The organism is Fodinibius salipaludis (assembly GCF_002287075.1).
Classification (GTDB): Bacteria; Bacteroidota; Rhodothermia; order Balneolales; family Balneolaceae; genus Fodinibius; species Fodinibius salipaludis.
This window is the reverse complement of the sequence record NZ_NSKE01000002.1, coordinates 66,610-82,970: the sequence shown is the minus strand read 5'-3', so window position 1 is coordinate 82,970 and position 16,361 is coordinate 66,610. Positions and strand designations below refer to the sequence as shown.

Genomic DNA, 16,361 nt, shown 5'->3' with positions numbered 1-16,361 from the left:
TTGGTTTGTGATGGCTAAAAAACGACCTTTCTACATTGTTAAACAGGATAAAGATATTTTTGTCGTCGACAAGCCGGCGGGATTACTTGCCGTTCCTATTCCCGATAGTGACGTTAAGAATTTATACGACCTTGTTGCCGATCATTTGGCCAAGCACGGTGTTCGTGTGGGCGTAGTGCATCGTATTGATCGCTATACCAGCGGATTGATGGTGTTTGCTAAAAATGAGCGTGCCTATAATGATCTTGTTGAGAAGTTCCGTAATCATGAGCCCAAGCGTACCTATCTTGCAATTGTGCGTGGTGTGATTGAAGAAGACGAGGGAGTGTTAGAGCATCACTTAAAGCTTATTAAGGATGGTTTCCGAAATATTGTTGTTGATCCCAGTGAAGAGGGGGCTACTCCGGCGCGGTTGTCGTACAAGGTGAAGGAGCGCTTTCTGGAGAACACGCTGGTGGAAGTACAGCTGGATACGGGATTGAAAAATCAGATCCGCGTACAGTTTGAACATATTGGTCACCAGTTGGTGGGCGACCAGCATTACGCACCCGAAGAAGAGGGGGAGCCGCTTATTAACCGTCAGGCGCTGCATGCCTACCGATTAGCCTTTAAGCACCCACGACATGGAAAAGAAGTGCAGTTTGAGGCCAAAATCCCGGCTGATATGATGCGTCTGATTGATCGATTTCGATGGAAGAAAGAAGCAGAGTCCGGTTAGCCCTCTTGGCCAAAATGGAACGGTCGCTGTACTTTCGATTTTGAACAATTTCTTATTCATTAGAAGTAAATAACCTCACCAACGAATACTATTTTTTATGACTACAGATGCTCCTAACCTTTTTAAATCGATTGTTCTTTTTGGACTGTTCTTTTTTATGGGGATGTCATTGCAGGCCCAGGATAAACCATCATCTGATTTTGAGCAGTTTAATGATCAGCTTAAAAATGAGTATTTCTCGATTGGCGGATTACTCCAAACAATAGGCGACTATCAGTTTGAGCGTGTAACCGGTGAAAATGGATTCTCTGTCGGCAATGCGCGTCTGCAGGTGTATGGAGAGTTCGACAATAAGTTCGGCTACCAGCTGCAGACAAATTTTGTGAGTAGTACTGCCCTGCTTGATGCAAATATGTATTATAATGTGACGCCAAACTTTTCAGTAAAAGCAGGATTATTTAAGTCTCCGTTCAGTTATGAATACTTGACGGGGGCAGCGGCGACTGATTTTGTTAACCGGTCGTCGGTTGTTAACCAGTTGGCGCCCAAACGACAGGTTGGTCTTCAAATGCAGGGCAAGGTGGCGGATGGTAAGTTTAAGTATACGGCTGGAATGTTTAACGGCAATGGCTTTGGTACTAATGCCAATGATGACGACAAGTTTTTGTATACGGCAAGGATAGAGACGAATTCAGAAATTGGCGACAATTCAAATAATACATTTATAATGGGATTAAATGCCTCTTATGAAGAGAGTGATAATCCTACATCAGGGGCGGGATTGTTGTCGCAGCTTGAGGGCGAACAACTGTTGCTTGGAGCCGATACGCGTATCAGTTATCAGAAAATGATGTTAGCCGGTGAATTTATTTATTCAACCATTAATGCTGATGCCGGTTGGAAATACAATCCTTATGGGTACTATGTGACGGGCGGATATTTTGTAACGCCGAAAACGCAGCTTCTTGCCCGCTGGGATTATTTTGAAGGAGATTTTATCGGAGCCAGCTCAGAGTCTATTGTTGGCGGAGTTAATATCTTTCCGACGGACTTTTCTGAAGTGCAGTTGAACTATATATATCCTGTTGACCAAGGGGCTGATTTCTCCCAAATTCAGTTGAATCTGCAGATTGCGCTATAGATATTTTCTTTTTTCCATTCCTAAGTTATCAGGGAATATCTATATTCTCTATAAGTACCTTTTATTGGTTTCTTGGAATGATTAATCTCATATTCCTGTATTAACAATGTGGTGAAATCAAACAACAGAGCAGCATGTTTTTACAGGATCTAAAAGAATTCTTTTGTGAGCTCTTGCAAGCGTATTTTAAGAGTAAGAATAAGCATTATTGCTGCAGTGTAAACTGCAACTGTGGGAATAATTAGAATCAAAAAGTATTAAGGTGTTCAGTTATGAGTACCAAAACAAAGAGAGAAAAACCGATGGAAATTAATATTGGAATCAGTCAGGGAAATCGTAAAGCTATTGCCGATGCACTTTCAAAGGTATTGGCCGATTCGTATATGTTGTATTTGAAGACACACAATTATCACTGGAATGTAACGGGTGAGCTTTTTCATTCGTTACACGAACAATTTGAGGAGCAATACACAGAGCTTGCCGAAGCTGTCGATGAAATTGCCGAACGCATCCGGGCATTGGGGTACCGGGCCCCGGGAACATTCAAAGAGTTTAAGGAATTAACATCTGTAGATGAACAACAAGATGAGCCGGATGCGATGGAAATGGTTCGGCGCCTTGCAGAAGGTAATGAGCAGGTAATGCGTACTGCCCGGGAGGCACTTCAACCCGCAAACGATGCAGAAGACGAAGCAACAATCGATCTTTTGACGGAACGGTTGAAAGTACATTCCAAGACTGCCTGGATGTTGCGCAGCCATTTAGAATAGGTGAGATAACTAAATCAAACTAAAAACAATATTATTATGGCTTCACGAGAAGAATACATCGACAAGTTAGAGAAGCAGCTCCGAGAATGGAATACCCAGATTGATGAGCTCCAAAAGAGAGTTAATAAGGAGTCTCAGGATCTGAAAGCTAAGCTCGAAGATCGAATGGATGAGCTGCGAGAGAAACGGTCTCGTCTGCGTGCAAAACTGGATAAGATTAAGAACTCAGGCGATGATGTTTTTGAGGAAATAAAGGAGGATAGCGAAAAGCTTTGGAAAGACGTTAAAAAAGGCTTTTCAGAAATCCGGGAAATCGTCAAAGAATAATACTGAATTTAATATACTGTAAGGCAGTCCGTTTTGGGCTGCCTTCTTTTTTTAATAGAACATTAACTAATGTCAAAGGAGATAGGGTATGGAAGAGGTTAATTCAATTATTGATAGTATTGTACCAATATTAGTTCAATATGGGCTTAAGGTATTAGCTGCGGTTTTTGTACTGATTGTTGGCTGGAGTGTGGCGGGATGGTTAAGTAAAAAGGTGCGCAAACGGGCTGAAAAATCTGAAACCATAGATGCTACCTTAACTCCTTTACTTGCTAAAGTAACCAAAATTCTTGGTCTTACTGTTGTTGTAATTTTTGTATTAAGTATGGTTGGGATTCAAACAGCCAGTTTGGTGGCCGTTCTTGGTGCAGCCGGCTTGGCGATCGGTTTGGCCTGGCAGGGAACGCTTGCGGATGTTGCTGCCGGTGTGATGTTGTTGATTATGCGTCCTTTTAATGTCGGGGATGCTGTTGATATTGCAGGGGTCTCGGGCACAGTAAAAGAAATTGGCCTTGTTACTACCGAGATGGATACGTTCGACAATGTGGCCATGGTTTTACCCAACTCAAATGTGTGGGGCACAAATATTAAGAATATGTCTGTAAATGATATCCGGCGATTGGATATGGTTATCGGCTTTGGATATAATGACAATATTGATCACGCCATGGAAACAATTAAAGGCGTACTTGATGAGGATGATCGCATTTTGGAGGAGCCGGCCCCACAGGTTGCCGTTTCGGAGCTGGGAGGAAGCTCTGTAAATCTAAATGTTCGCCCATGGGTTAAAAAAGAGGACTATTGGGCACTTAAGTTTGACTTGACCAAACGAATTAAAGAGCGATTTGATGAAGAGGGTATCAATTTCCCTTTTCCCTCGCGCGATGTATATATCCACAACGAGAATTAGTTTCTGTTTTTAAAAGAGGGAATAATTAGTAGGCCGGCCCACGTGGGTCGGCTTTTTTATTTGTGGATGTTTTGATATCCGAGATGGATTGTAATAAGTTCCACAGAAATATTATCTTGGTTAAACTCAAAAGCAGCTATGAGTTTTGAAGTAAAATTTCGAATCGACAAGCGTTAGAATTAGAGGTACCCGTGGATACTACTATGGAAGAGAACAAGGAAACATCCCAACATGCATATGAGGATGAATACGTAATTTTAACCCAAAATAATGAGCTTTTCCTAAAAGGGGACGAGCAAGTTGATCGTAAGAAGCTTTGCGAAGTAAGTCCCGATGATCTTGAGGATAAGATTTCTGAGCTGAAAGATGCCTTTTCGAAGCTTCAAGCAAGGATCGAAGAAACGCTTGCCGGTGATGTAACGCTTGAGGATCTGACAGCGCTTGAAGATGAGATTGAGAACAGCGAGGCTATAGGGGATTACAACACATTGAAAAAGCAGGTCGAAGAGAAAAAATCGGATCTGACTGAAAAGGAAACCGATGCTGCATCAGCTGAAGAAGAAAAGGGAGAGGAAGCCAATGAAGCGGCAGAAGAGGAGGCTGATGATGAAGAATCTCCTGCACCAGAGGTTTCAGAGACTAAGACCGAAGAAGTTGAAGCACAAGAAGAGACTGAAGATGAAGAAGTAGCAGAAGCTGCTGACGAGGAGACTGAAGTCGAAGTTGAACCACAGCAGGATGAGGAAGATACAGCTGAAGAAGAGGCTGAAGAAGAGCAAGAAGTAGTTGACGAAGATGATGCTGTTGAAGAGTCTTCGGATGAAGAAAGTCCGCTGGATTATTACAAGGAAATTGTAAGTAAGGCTCAAGAGCTGGCCAAGCAGAATGATTGGTCGTACGTTTCAGTAGAGCTCGATAATTTAAGTCACCGCTGGGCTGAAGGTCCCGATACCGGTGATGAGCAGGTGAAAAAGCTCTACAAAAAGTTCAACGATATTGTTGATGATTTTGAAGAGCGAAAAGAGCAGCATTATGCTGAGCTCGAAAAGAAAAAGCAGGAAAACCTCGAAACTAAGAAAGAGCTCCTGGAAGAATTTGAGGGCATTGTTTCTAATGAGACCTGGACCGCGACCCGCCGGGTAAGTCAGATGAAAGGACAGTGGAACAGTACGGGTCCGCTGCCCAATGGGAAAGGAGAGGAACTTGATGAACGTTTTGAGGAGTTGCTCGATACGTTCAATGATCATAAGGTAGACCGCTTGGTTCAGAAGCGTCAGAAAGAGGAAGATAACCTGATGCTCAAGTTGACAGTTCTTGAGAAGATGGAGAATGTCGCTGAGTCAATGACGCACGAAACGGAAAATTGGGATGAGATTGAGGAAAGGTTTGAAGACCTGACTAAGCAGTGGAAAAAGATTGGTCGTGTGCCCAAAGAAAAATCAAACAAAGTATGGGACCGATATAAAAGTGCGCAGGATGAGTATTACGATCGGAAGTATAAATATGATCCCGATCATCAAAGTAAGGTAGATAAATTTACCCATAAGAAGGAAAAGATTATTGAAGAGGCCGAAGCGTTGCTGGAAGAGGAGGATCTGGCGACGGCTGCTCGAAAAATTAATAAGCTCCACCGCCGGTGGAAAAAGGTAGGGAACTTGCCACAGCGTGCGGAGGATAAGCTTTGGTCACGCTTTAAGTCGGCTACGGATGCTTTTAATGAGCGGAAGGCAAATAATCAGGATAAAATAAGTGAGCAGGAAGAAGAGCATTATCAGCAGAAGCTGGAGCTTATTGACAAGGCGAATGAAGTAAAGCATACCGATGATTTTGAAAAGGGGCATTCGCAGATGCAGAGCTTTATGGATCGTTGGAAGAAGATTGGTCCGGTGCCGCGTGATAAGTCAGAAAAGATTTGGAAGAAGTTCAAGGGGGCGATGGATGAGTTTTATGATCGTCGCCGGGAGCACTTCAAAGAAGTGAAAGAGGAGCGCAAAGAAAATCTGGAAAAGAAGAAAGAAATTCTTGAGAAACTGCGCGAGCTGGGCAAACATGATGATCCTATTGAGGCGGTAGATATTGCCAAAGGTTTGCAGGAAGAGTTTAAAAATGTCGGCTACGTTCCCATCAAGCATAAGAACAAGATGTGGAAAGAGTACCGCGAGGCCTGTGATGTGATTTATGATCGCATGCGTGCTGCTAAATCAGGAGATAAGTTTGATCAGGAGTTGGCTAAGGCTGATTTGGACCCCGAAGACAGAAGTAAAATCCAAAAGCTTCGCAAAGAATATAGTCAGGTTAAAAAAGAAGCCAAGCAATTAGAAAAAGAAGTTCTGCAGTACAAAGAGAAAAAAACCTATTTTAAACCTTCCAACGGTGGAAATAGTTTGCTCGATGAGGTCGAAAATAGAATCGAAGAAGTAGAAGAAAAGTTAGAGAGTAAACAGGAAAAGATGGAATCGATCACACAAAAAATGGATCAGATTCGAGAACAGTCAGGTGATTAATGGTGTAGTTTGTTTTTCTAACTCATTCCATCATCCTATAAGATATTATACAAAACTTCCTCTGTGCTTGGAATACAGCAGATATAAAGAAGTCTAATGATAGGTAGGAGAAGTTATGTAATAACCTGCAGACGGTTGAAGGTTCATGAAATGATAAAATTTAATGGACAAAGCTAAGCAAGATATAACGGTCACCTTTTGGGGCGTCCGTGGTTCCACTCCTTGTGCTGATAAAAAAAATATGGAGTATGGAGGAAATACCACTTGCTTAGAAATTGATGTGCCCGGGACGGATGATGTTTTAATTCTGGACAGCGGAACGGGTATACGCAACCTGGGCAATAAGTTTAAAGATCAGCCGGGTAAAATATGGGGGCGTATTTTTATTACACATCCGCATTGGGATCACATTCAGGGGTTTCCTTTTTTTAAACCTATCTACGGCTCCAAAAACCATTTTAGCATTCATATGCCCGAACAGGGCGAAGAGGGTGGTTGTAAAGATATTTTGGATGGCCATCTTACCAAAACGTTCTTTCCCGTTACGTTGGATATGATTGATGCCAACCTTGAATATATTACCCAGCCCATGAAGCGCATGAAATACGAGGGCTATGATGTTGACTTTATGTTAGCCAATCATACTATTGAAACAGCTATCTATAAAATTTTTATTGATGGAAAAGAGATTGTCTTTTGTCCGGATAATGAGCTGATTCTGAAGCCGTCTGAAAAGTCAGATTATGATACAAAGCTTGAAGCATTTTTGAGTGGCGTAGATTTATTGATTCATGATGGACAGTACGATCGTGAATCCTACAAAGAGAAAAAAGGATGGGGGCACTCAGCCTGGGAGGATGTGGTCGAATTTGCTGTCCGGTTAGATATTCAACGCCTTTTTATCACCCATCACGACCCCGATTCTGATGATAAACAGCTTCGCAGCTTGGATGATCATCTGAATACTGAGTTTGGCAGTGTGTTTAAATCAATAGGACTGGCGAAGGAAGGATATCAGATTATCTTGTAGGTCATCGGGCTCATTGCCAGTATTTATTAATTATCAATTCTCCTTAACTGTGTTAAAAAACTTCGTTGAGTAGGCTAAGCTCCATTTCTGCAATGAGGCATAGTATCATTACCTTTAATAAGTTTAATGAATGAGTTCCTCCTTAGAAAAGGAGGACAGAAGGATTGAAAATGATGGTTCACGTAGTCAATCTCCCTAAATCTGTCTTCTCTAAGAGGGATTTGAGAAATTAGGTTTTTCATTAACGAATTTTTCTTCCTACAAAGTAGGGAGAAATCAAAAGAGGGTCATCGCAGCGTTTTGCGTTGCGATCTTGATTTATTTTGCAGCAGAACAGTGGAATGAGGATAGTAACCTTACCTTCCCTCTATCTAATTCCAGTGCTCTACCCTGAAATCTAAAAAGGGATATACCCATAATGGATATATCCCTTTTGAAGTTTATACGGTAAAATTCGTATTAGAAATAGAATCGAGCACCCAGCGTGCCATCAATATCAAAGTCAGTAGATGGAGCCACGTTGAGGATGGGGGCAGCTTCAATGAAGAGCCCAACAGGAGCATCTTCAAATAGATAATTAAGCCCTACCGGTATGCGAGCACCGATATAGGAGTCATTTTCTCCGAGTACCAAGCGTCCGCCAATACCATAGTATAGGGGCAAGCTTCCTTGTTCAACATCACTGAATACATTATAGTTGTGCCATAAATAGTCTGCCTGTATGGTAATGGCATCGTACCGTCCAAACGACCAGGCTACGCCTACATCAATGGCATTGCCGCCCCCCGTCCATGATTTGGCAGTAAGGCCCGTGGGTTCGCCCACCATGAAGCCAATACCCAGGTCTTTGTCGGCGTCCTGCGCATGACTAATAGTATTTAATGATAGTGTTACAAAAACCGCTAATAATATAACGGAAAGTAGTTTTTTCATAGATGAATTAATTATTTGAAATTTATTTGAGGTATAACCAACGTTACTTAAAATGAAAATAATGGAGAAAGTTCCGAGAAAAGCTCTTCTAAGCAAATCAATTATGACCGGTTAAAGTAAAGTCGCTTAATGTGTGATTAAGTGTTTTAAACCTATCAAAATGTTACAGAAATAAGTAAAGGATTAGAATAAATAAAAATTATTCACGCACAATATTACGAGACCAATATTGGTGGGGTATTTTAATATTGCTTTTAAGCTTGTTATGCTGTTTCTGGAAACAACACAATAGAAAGAGTTAACAGTATGCTAATCTTAGGATTTGTATACTCATCTTCACAAAGACAAGAGTATAATAAGTTACTCAGGTTTTTTATATTAGCGACCGATTGAGAGCTACCAAGTCAATTAACTGTCTTCTGTTCTCAACGGTCTGTTAGTTTAAATTTTGCTTAAAATACCGTGCTCTCTAAAGCACAACACTAATCACTAATCTAAACGAACATATCTATCTGATTATGAAAAGATACACAAGTATACTTTTTGCTTTGTTGATGTTTCCGATGGTAGCATTATCACAACATGCTATCACAGGAACCGTCACCGAAGCTGATACTGACGAACCACTTGCGGGTGCCAATATTGTTGTAGTAGGGACCACAACCGGTGCTTCTGCCGATGTCAATGGTAACTATGAAATTGATGATCTTGAAAATGGTACCTATACAGTCCGAGTTACAATGGTCGGATTTTCTGCTCAGCGGAAGGAGGTTACTATTGATGGTTCTGATGTGGAAGTCAATTTCGAAATGAAAGTTTCAAGTCAGTCTTTGCAGGCACTTGAAGTGTTTGCTTCTCGTTCTGACCAAAAAACACCTGTAGCTTATGCAGAGGTTGGTCAAGAACAGATAGAGAATCAGTTAGGTTCTCGAGATTTGCCGCTAGTACTAAATACAACTCCCTCAGTGTACTCTACTGCTCAAGGTGGTGGTTCAGGTGATGCACGTATTAATGTACGCGGTTTTTCACAAACTAATGTAGCTGTCATGATTAATGGTGTTCCCGTTAATGACATGGAAAATGGCTGGGTTTACTGGTCAAACTGGGATGGAATTGGAGATGTTGCTCAATCTATGCAGGTACAGCGCGGTATGAGTAATGTAAACCTTGCCGTTCCTTCTGTTGGTGGTACAATGAATATTATTACAAATCCAGCCGAGAATGAGGCGGGAGGCCGTTTTAAGCAAGAGATAGGGAATGCTGGTTTTCGCAAAAGCACAGTAGTTCTGAACTCTGGCTTGATTAACGATAAGTTTGCCTTTAGTGCTGTAGGCGTACGTAAGACTGGTGAAGGTATGGTGGATGGTACTTGGACGGATGCGTGGGCTTATTACTTTGGTGCTTCTTACCAAGTGAATGAAGATAACCGTCTTGATCTGTTTGCTTTAGGGGCTCCACAGCGTCACGGACAGCGTTTATATGCACAAAATATTGCTACTTTTAGCCATGATTTTGCAAGAGATTTAGACTCTTATGATAATGCAGGATTAAATCAATTTCAGGACAGAGGGTACTTTTTTAACCAAAATGTTGCGCCTGTAAGTAGTAGTTATAATGGGAAGCAATATGTCGGTGATGGTTGGATTGGAAACTCAATTCGCGATCGTTATTCTGCTAATTCAATCAATGAGCGTGAAAACTTTTTCCATAAGCCACAAATTAATTTAAACTGGTATTCTCAACTTACTGAAAGTATTAGTTTAACGAATGTACTTTACTATTCCGGTGGTCAAGGTGGTGGAACTGGAACATTAGGAGAAGTCTTTAATAAAGACGCGAATGGTGTTAGTTCATCTGAACAGCCATTTTTCTTTGGTCCTAGTCCTTATCAAATTGATTGGGATAAAACAATTGCAGTAAATAGTTCAACTGCAAGAAGTTGGCAAAATGATTTTGATTCAGGAACTAAAGATGATTATGAGTCAATTGGAATTCTTCGAAACAGCCGTAATAATCAATGGTCAGTAGGAGATATTCTAAAGGTAAATGCGGACCTTGGTGATCTGCAATTAGGTGGTGGTATTGACTGGAGAACCGCTGAAATTGAGCACTATCGTGAAGTGCGGGATCTGTTAGGAGGTCAGTACTATATTGATAATGCAAATGATTTTAATCCTAATAGAAGAACCGGTTTAGGAGATAAGGTTGATTACAATTTTACCAATACCGTTGATTGGATTGGTGGTTATTTGCAGGGAGAACTTCAAAAAGAACGTTATAGTATTTATGCTACTGCAGGTATAACTAATATTAAATATACATATGATAATCACTTTACCGAGGATCCTGAAAATCCAGGGGAGAATCTCTATCGTGAATCTCCTAATATTCAAGGATATCAAGTAAAAACCGGTGGATTATACTCTTTTACCGATGCACTTGATGGCTTTGTTAACTTTGGTATAATTTCAAAAGTGCCAATTTTTGATAATGTGATTGACGATCGCTCAGGTGCTATAAATGAAGATCCTGAAAATGAGAAATATTATTTCTATGAAGGTGGATTTCGTTATTCAAAGCAAGCGTATGCAATTAGTGCCAACTATTACTTAACAGACCGAAAGGATCGTTCATTTACTCGGGGAGTTACCCAACAAGATGGTACTGAAGGAATAATTAATATTTCGGGTCTTGATCAACGCCATAGCGGTATTGAGCTTGAGACATCATTCAAGCCTACAAATTACTTACGCTTGGATGTTAATGGTTCTTACAACTTTTGGGAGTACCAAAGTGATGTACAAGCACGTTACTTAGCTGATTATAGCCAAGATCAATACCAAGAGTTGGCTCTTTCAATAGATGGGCTTAAAGTTGGAAATGCCCCACAGCGTCAACTTTCTTATACCTTATCAGTCGATCCAACGAATAGATTCCATTTCCAAATTGTTGGTAAATCATTCTTTGATCACTATGCGGATTTTGACCCATTTAGCCGTACTTATGATCCTAATGATCCTTCCACTGCTGACAGAGAGCAGTCTTGGAAAGCGCCTAATTATACCGTACTTGATGCGCATATGCAGTACGATCTGAATAATATATTTAGCGGTGCAGATGTACGCCTCTTTTTGAACATATACAATGTTTTGGATAATACATATATTCAAGATGCAACTGACAATAGTCAGTATAATGCATACGAGGCAAATGGTGTAAATCATAGTGCTGATGATGCAGAAGTCTTCTTTGGGCTTCCCCGAAGATTTAATGCTGGTGTTACTGTGAACTTCTAATTCAGTCTTTTATTTACTTTCTAAAGGGCAGTCCATTCGGGCTGTCCTTTTTTATTTTAAATCATTTCACAAAAGAATGCTGATATATGACTGATAAAGTAATATCTTCGCGTCTAATCACTTACGAGGAAGCAATATTATAATGAATGACTTCACGCTGCTTATGAAACGTAGAGCAATTACGATTTTACTGTTGACAGTTTTTGTTGGTCTTGCAGGTTGCCGTAGCGAGCAGCAATCACATCCCCAAAAAACACTGCTTATTTCGTTTGACGGTTTTAAGTACAATTATCTGGAAAAGGTTGACACCCCAAATTTTGATGCTATTGTTGCAAATGGGGTACAAGCGGAAGGATTGATTCCCGTTTTCCCCAGTAAAACCTTCCCCAATCACTATTCTATTGCAACGGGTTTATATCCCGAGAATACCGGATTTGTGAATAATACCATGTACGATCCCAAGTGGGAGGAGTGGTATCGAATTCGGGATCGTGAAGCCGTAGAAGATGGTAAGTGGTATGGCGGGGAGCCAATCTGGAATACGCTTGAAAAGCAGGGTATTAAAACGGGGACCATGTTTTGGGTAGGTTCCGAGGCTGATATTCAGGATATGCGTCCCACCCACTGGAAAACCTATGACGATGACATGCCCGGCAGTGCACGTATCGATACCGTAATGAAATGGATGACTGATTCCGGTGATCAGACCGTTGATTTTGCCACATTGTATTACAGTGATGTAGACAGCAAGGGACATCGGTACGGTACGGAATCCGATTCGGTAAAGCAGGCTATTAAGCGCGCTGACCGTCTTATGGGATACCTGAAAGATCAGATGATGGCGAACAATCTGTGGGAGAATACGAATATCCTCATTGTTTCTGATCATGGTATGGTTGATTTATCGGCTGACAAGCTTATTCGCCTCGATGAAATAATCGATATGGATGATACGGAACGGGTGAATTGGGGACCCATGACCGGAATTCAACCCAAAGAAGGAGAAGAAGAGGAGGTATATCAGGCGCTAAAATCTGCCGAAGAAAACTACCGCGTATATAAAAAAGAAGACTTGCCCGAGCGGTATCATCTTAAGAATCACCGGCGGGTAGAAGATATTATTATGATTGCTGATTTGGGTTATACGATCCTGGATGAGGATTATCAGGATGAATTTATAGAATCATTACCTCGTGCAACCCACGGTTACGACAACAACGAAAAAGCCATGCAGGCCTTTTTTATTGCTCACGGACCTGATTTTAAGCAGGGTGAAAAAGTTGGAACTTTCCAGAATATCCACATTTACGAGCTAATCAACTATTTAATGGCTACCAAGCCAGCCCCGAATGATGGATCGCTGGACAGTGTGAAGGTATTGCTGAAGTAATGTATCTAATCTAATGTAACAGTACTTTTAAAGCTTATAGATTACTGTATCTGGGGAATATAGTTAAGGCTATATGCTGTTTATACTATTAACTATAGTCATTATATAGCCAATACTCTGTTAGCCTTATAGCTATAACTATATACCTCTTATATCAGCAGATGGGTTTTAAACGGCATTATTTTGACCCACACCTGTCCTCTCCCTAAAATTAGGGAAAGGTACGCTATTAGTAAGTTTTGGACTGTATCAAAGAGTTTTTCTCCTCGCGAAGTAGGGAGAAAGCCAACGAGGGGCAAAAAAGAAAGGCCGTTTTAAACATCATACTGCTGTGCATAAAATCAATAAGCTGTAATAGAAAAGTACAAAATTAAGAGTCCATCTAAATTAGTTTTAGGGAACATAAAACGTTGCATCTATCCCCAGAAGCCGTGATATTTAGTCCAATTTTGTAAACACCAAAGAATTTTTAAAATCCAATGGCATACGTAGTAACAGAACCATGTATCAACTGCAAATACACCAATTGTGCGGCGGTATGTCCGGTTGATGCTTTTCGGGAGGGGCCAAACTTTCTTACCATTGATCCCATCGAGTGTATTGATTGTGATGCTTGTGTGGCGGAATGTCCCGTTGAGGCCATCTATCCCGATGACGAAGTGCCCATGGAGTGGGAGCATTATATTGATCTTAACGAACGACTGGCTGAAGAATGGGCCGATCACGTGATCAATCAAACCAAGGAAGATTTGCCCGATGCTGACGAGTGGGCAGAAGTAGAAGATAAGCGCGAACATCTCCAGGAAACCTGGGATTAATGTTGTTATTGGTTATTAGTTATTTGTCTGGGGATGCCTAATAACTATTAACAAGTTCGACTTTGCAAAACGAAATTTACTGCGTCATTCTGAACTCGTTTCAGAATCTGTAAATTTTACTTTAAATATTTAACTGAGATCCTGAACTAAATTCAGGATGACATGTTAGCTTTTGCAAAGCCTTGAGCAAATAATTCATATCTTTTAACAAGCAGTATTACTGTGGCTTACCAGATTAAAACCAAAGACAAAACCCTCGACCTCTCATGTCCCAAAATAATGGGGATTCTCAACGCCACACCCGATTCCTTTTCTGACGGCGGTAACTTTAATGAAGTGGAAGCAGCACTGGGACGCATTGGACTTATGATTTCCCAGGGAGCTCATATCATAGATATAGGCGGTGAATCAACCCGACCTGGGTCTGAGCCTGTCACTGAACAGGAAGAACTTGATCGTGTGTTGCCGATTCTCGAACAAGCCCTAACACAATTTCCTGACACATTCTTTTCGATTGATACTACCAAATATCGCGTAGCCGAGGAAGCTCTTAAGCTCGGCACTCATTTTGTTAATGATGTGAGCGGACTTCAAAAAGAACCTCGTTTTGTCGACTTATGCGTGCAGTACAACGCAGGTTACGTGATGATGCACTCGCAGGGTAATCCCAAAACAATGCAAAAAGACCCCACCTACGATGAAGTGATTACAGATATCAAGCAATTTCTGAAGAAACGTATTGATCAGGCCAAAGAGAAGGGATTAAAGAATGTTATAGTAGATCCGGGGATCGGTTTTGGCAAAACACTGGATCACAATCTCAAACTGATTGCCCACCTTGAGGAATTGCAGGATTTGGGATGTCCCATTTTAGTTGGTGCCTCACGTAAATCAATGATCGGTCAAGTTCTTAACGATCGTCCTGTTGATGATCGCCTGACAGGTACCATTGCTGTTCATTACCATGCCATGCTCAATGGGGCCAACATCATCCGCGTGCATGACGTCAAAGAAGCCCACGATTCGCTACAGGTATTCAACGCAATTACATCAGCTGAGTAGATGTTTGCTGTCTATCGGATGGAATCTGCGTTCGTTATGAATTCTGTCAGGCTGCATGTCATCCTGAATTTATTTCAGGATCTGGATTGAATAGTGTAGGAGGGGTTGAAATTCTGAAACAAGTTCAGAATGACACTAACATTACTTTTCTTGTTACGTAGGTTTTCTGCGTAATGTATTATCTCCCCATTGGTTAAGTAGGTCCCAACTGCAATTTAAATCTGACCCTACTCTGTCCTTTCCTAAAATTGGGCAAAGGGACTTTTTAAAATAGATTATAATTTATATTGGACAAGCTATTCGCCTTGTGGAATAGGGAGAAAAAAAGAAGGGGGTTCGGGGTGAATCGCGGGAAACATTGAGTAAAGAGCTATAGACGATTTAGAGCGATATATTGATTTGAGGTTCTAAATAGTACAAAATCTACGATTCCTCCGACAGTTTTTTTCGTTCATTTTTTGCTGACAAAAAATGGACATGATTTTTTTGGGAACCTTCCTTCCCATTATCTTAATAACTGCCACTTAATGATATAAGGTCTTATCAAATACCTACCTAAAACTTCGCCAAATAATACTTATATTCCGTTAAATAACATCCAGAAAAACGAGGTACACCGTTGATCCCCATTGGCTTCCTTGAATTCGGCGTCCGGGACTTCGTCGAAGTCCTGATTATCACCATGGTGCTGTTCTACCTATACCGGTGGATCCGTGGTACATTTGCCATTCAAGCCGCCGTCGGTCTCGTTTTTATCATCATCATTAATGCGGCCGTCAGCGCACTGGGACTCACTACCATCAACTTTATACTTCGCGGTATTTTGGATGTGGGGATTTTAGCAGTATTCATCATTTTCCAGCCCGAAATACGCAAACTGCTCTATAGCTTGGGACAGAATACGAATCTCGACCGCTTTTTCGTGCACTCCAATCCCAATACCATTATTGATGAAGTCGTTGATGCCGTCCGTGACATGTCTCATACCAAAACCGGGGCACTGATTGTCTTTGCGCGCAGTTCAACACTGCAAGACCTGGTCGACGTTGGGGTAAAACTGGATGCAAAAGTAAACAGCGAGCTTTTAAAAACTATTTTCAACAAACACACCCCTCTGCATGATGGGGCCATCGTTATCCGAAACAACCGGATTGTAGCCGCAAGCTGCTATCTGCCTATCTCACAGAATCAGAATATCTCGTCAGTATTTGGAACACGCCACCGTGCAGCAGTAGGTATTACCGAAACCAATAACGTTTTTGTGGTAGTAGTATCCGAAGAAACGGGACGTATCTCTATTGCTAAAAATGGATCGCTTACCAGCGGATTGACCATCCAGAAGCTTCGAAGTGAAATGGAAGAAGCCCTCGGGGATCAAGATATTGATGAAGATGATGTAGCCTTTTCATCCGCGCAGAGTGAGCTGAAGCTTAGTTAGTAGCCTCTATCTTTTATAACAATT

13 protein-coding genes are annotated in these 16,361 nt (G+C 41.3%); 12 read left to right on the top strand and 1 reads right to left on the bottom strand.

The features are described 5' to 3' along the window. Positions 1 to 10 precede the first annotated feature (10 nt). From CK503_RS02750 to CK503_RS02720, 7 genes are all read left to right on the top strand, one after another. On the top strand, positions 11 to 718 hold the full coding sequence (locus CK503_RS02750; protein ID WP_095605263.1) for an RluA family pseudouridine synthase: 708 nt from the start codon (positions 11 to 13) through the stop codon (positions 716 to 718). Between the two features lie 97 nt (positions 719 to 815). Then, positions 816 to 1,859 (top strand): porin, encoded by a 1,044-nt coding sequence (locus tag CK503_RS02745; RefSeq protein WP_095605262.1) that lies wholly within the window; start codon positions 816 to 818, stop codon positions 1,857 to 1,859. 272 nt (positions 1,860 to 2,131) lie between these two features. Beyond that, a complete protein-coding gene (locus CK503_RS02740) occupies positions 2,132 to 2,629 on the top strand; it encodes a Dps family protein (protein ID WP_255233313.1) in 498 nt (165 codons plus the stop codon). A 36-nt stretch (positions 2,630 to 2,665) separates the two neighbouring features. Then, positions 2,666 to 2,956 (top strand): sll1863 family stress response protein, encoded by a 291-nt coding sequence (locus CK503_RS02735; protein WP_095605261.1) that lies wholly within the window; start codon positions 2,666 to 2,668, stop codon positions 2,954 to 2,956. Between the two features lie 88 nt (positions 2,957 to 3,044). Further along, complete coding sequence (locus CK503_RS02730; protein ID WP_095605260.1) at positions 3,045 to 3,866, top strand: mechanosensitive ion channel family protein; 822 nt, start codon at positions 3,045 to 3,047, stop codon at positions 3,864 to 3,866. Positions 3,867 to 4,057: 191 nt separating this feature from the next. Further along, positions 4,058 to 6,370 carry a DUF349 domain-containing protein gene (locus tag CK503_RS02725; protein ID WP_255233312.1) on the top strand — a complete coding sequence of 771 codons (2,313 nt, stop codon included), beginning with the start codon at positions 4,058 to 4,060 and terminating at the stop codon, positions 6,368 to 6,370. A 163-nt stretch (positions 6,371 to 6,533) separates the two neighbouring features. After that, entirely contained in the window at positions 6,534 to 7,400 is an 867-nt protein-coding gene (locus CK503_RS02720) for an MBL fold metallo-hydrolase (protein WP_255233311.1), read from the top strand. Between the two features lie 459 nt (positions 7,401 to 7,859). Here the strand turns inward: CK503_RS02720 and CK503_RS02715 are convergent, their stop codons facing one another. Beyond that, complete coding sequence (locus CK503_RS02715; protein WP_095605258.1) at positions 7,860 to 8,333, bottom strand: hypothetical protein; 474 nt, start codon at positions 8,331 to 8,333, stop codon at positions 7,860 to 7,862. 518 nt (positions 8,334 to 8,851) lie between these two features. Here CK503_RS02715 and CK503_RS02710 point away from each other — a divergent pair. The 5 genes from CK503_RS02710 (at position 8,852) to cdaA (ending at position 16,337) form a co-directional block, all read left to right on the top strand. After that, complete coding sequence (locus CK503_RS02710) at positions 8,852 to 11,629, top strand: TonB-dependent receptor (RefSeq protein ID WP_095605257.1); 2,778 nt, start codon at positions 8,852 to 8,854, stop codon at positions 11,627 to 11,629. 142 nt (positions 11,630 to 11,771) lie between these two features. After that, the gene (locus CK503_RS02705; RefSeq protein ID WP_255233310.1) at positions 11,772 to 13,019 is read left to right on the top strand and encodes an alkaline phosphatase family protein; all 1,248 of its coding nucleotides are present in this window, start codon (positions 11,772 to 11,774) and stop codon (positions 13,017 to 13,019) included. Between the two features lie 479 nt (positions 13,020 to 13,498). After that, on the top strand, positions 13,499 to 13,837 hold the full coding sequence (locus CK503_RS02700; RefSeq protein WP_095605256.1) for a DUF3470 domain-containing protein: 339 nt from the start codon (positions 13,499 to 13,501) through the stop codon (positions 13,835 to 13,837). Between the two features lie 222 nt (positions 13,838 to 14,059). Then, positions 14,060 to 14,899, top strand: coding sequence for a dihydropteroate synthase (gene folP, locus CK503_RS02695; RefSeq protein ID WP_255233309.1), 840 nt, complete (start codon positions 14,060 to 14,062; stop codon positions 14,897 to 14,899). Between the two features lie 619 nt (positions 14,900 to 15,518). After that, on the top strand, positions 15,519 to 16,337 hold the full coding sequence (gene cdaA / locus CK503_RS02690) for a diadenylate cyclase CdaA (RefSeq protein ID WP_095605255.1): 819 nt from the start codon (positions 15,519 to 15,521) through the stop codon (positions 16,335 to 16,337). Positions 16,338 to 16,361: the final 24 nt, after the last annotated feature.

Bases quoted from the DNA above. Each gene is read 5' to 3' on its own strand.
- CK503_RS02750 (WP_095605263.1), top strand. From the start codon at position 11: ATGGCTAAAAAACGACCTTTCTACATTGTTAAACAGGATAAAGATATT.
- CK503_RS02745 (WP_095605262.1), top strand. From the start codon at position 816: ATGACTACAGATGCTCCTAACCTTTTTAAATCGATTGTTCTTTTTGGA.
- CK503_RS02740 (WP_255233313.1), top strand. From the start codon at position 2,132: ATGAGTACCAAAACAAAGAGAGAAAAACCGATGGAAATTAATATTGGA.
- CK503_RS02735 (WP_095605261.1), top strand. From the start codon at position 2,666: ATGGCTTCACGAGAAGAATACATCGACAAGTTAGAGAAGCAGCTCCGA.
- CK503_RS02730 (WP_095605260.1), top strand. From the start codon at position 3,045: ATGGAAGAGGTTAATTCAATTATTGATAGTATTGTACCAATATTAGTT.
- CK503_RS02720 (WP_255233311.1), top strand. From the start codon at position 6,534: ATGGACAAAGCTAAGCAAGATATAACGGTCACCTTTTGGGGCGTCCGT.
- CK503_RS02715 (WP_095605258.1), bottom strand. From the start codon at position 8,333: ATGAAAAAACTACTTTCCGTTATATTATTAGCGGTTTTTGTAACACTA.
- CK503_RS02710 (WP_095605257.1), top strand. From the start codon at position 8,852: ATGAAAAGATACACAAGTATACTTTTTGCTTTGTTGATGTTTCCGATG.
- CK503_RS02705 (WP_255233310.1), top strand. From the start codon at position 11,772: ATGAATGACTTCACGCTGCTTATGAAACGTAGAGCAATTACGATTTTA.
- CK503_RS02700 (WP_095605256.1), top strand. From the start codon at position 13,499: ATGGCATACGTAGTAACAGAACCATGTATCAACTGCAAATACACCAAT.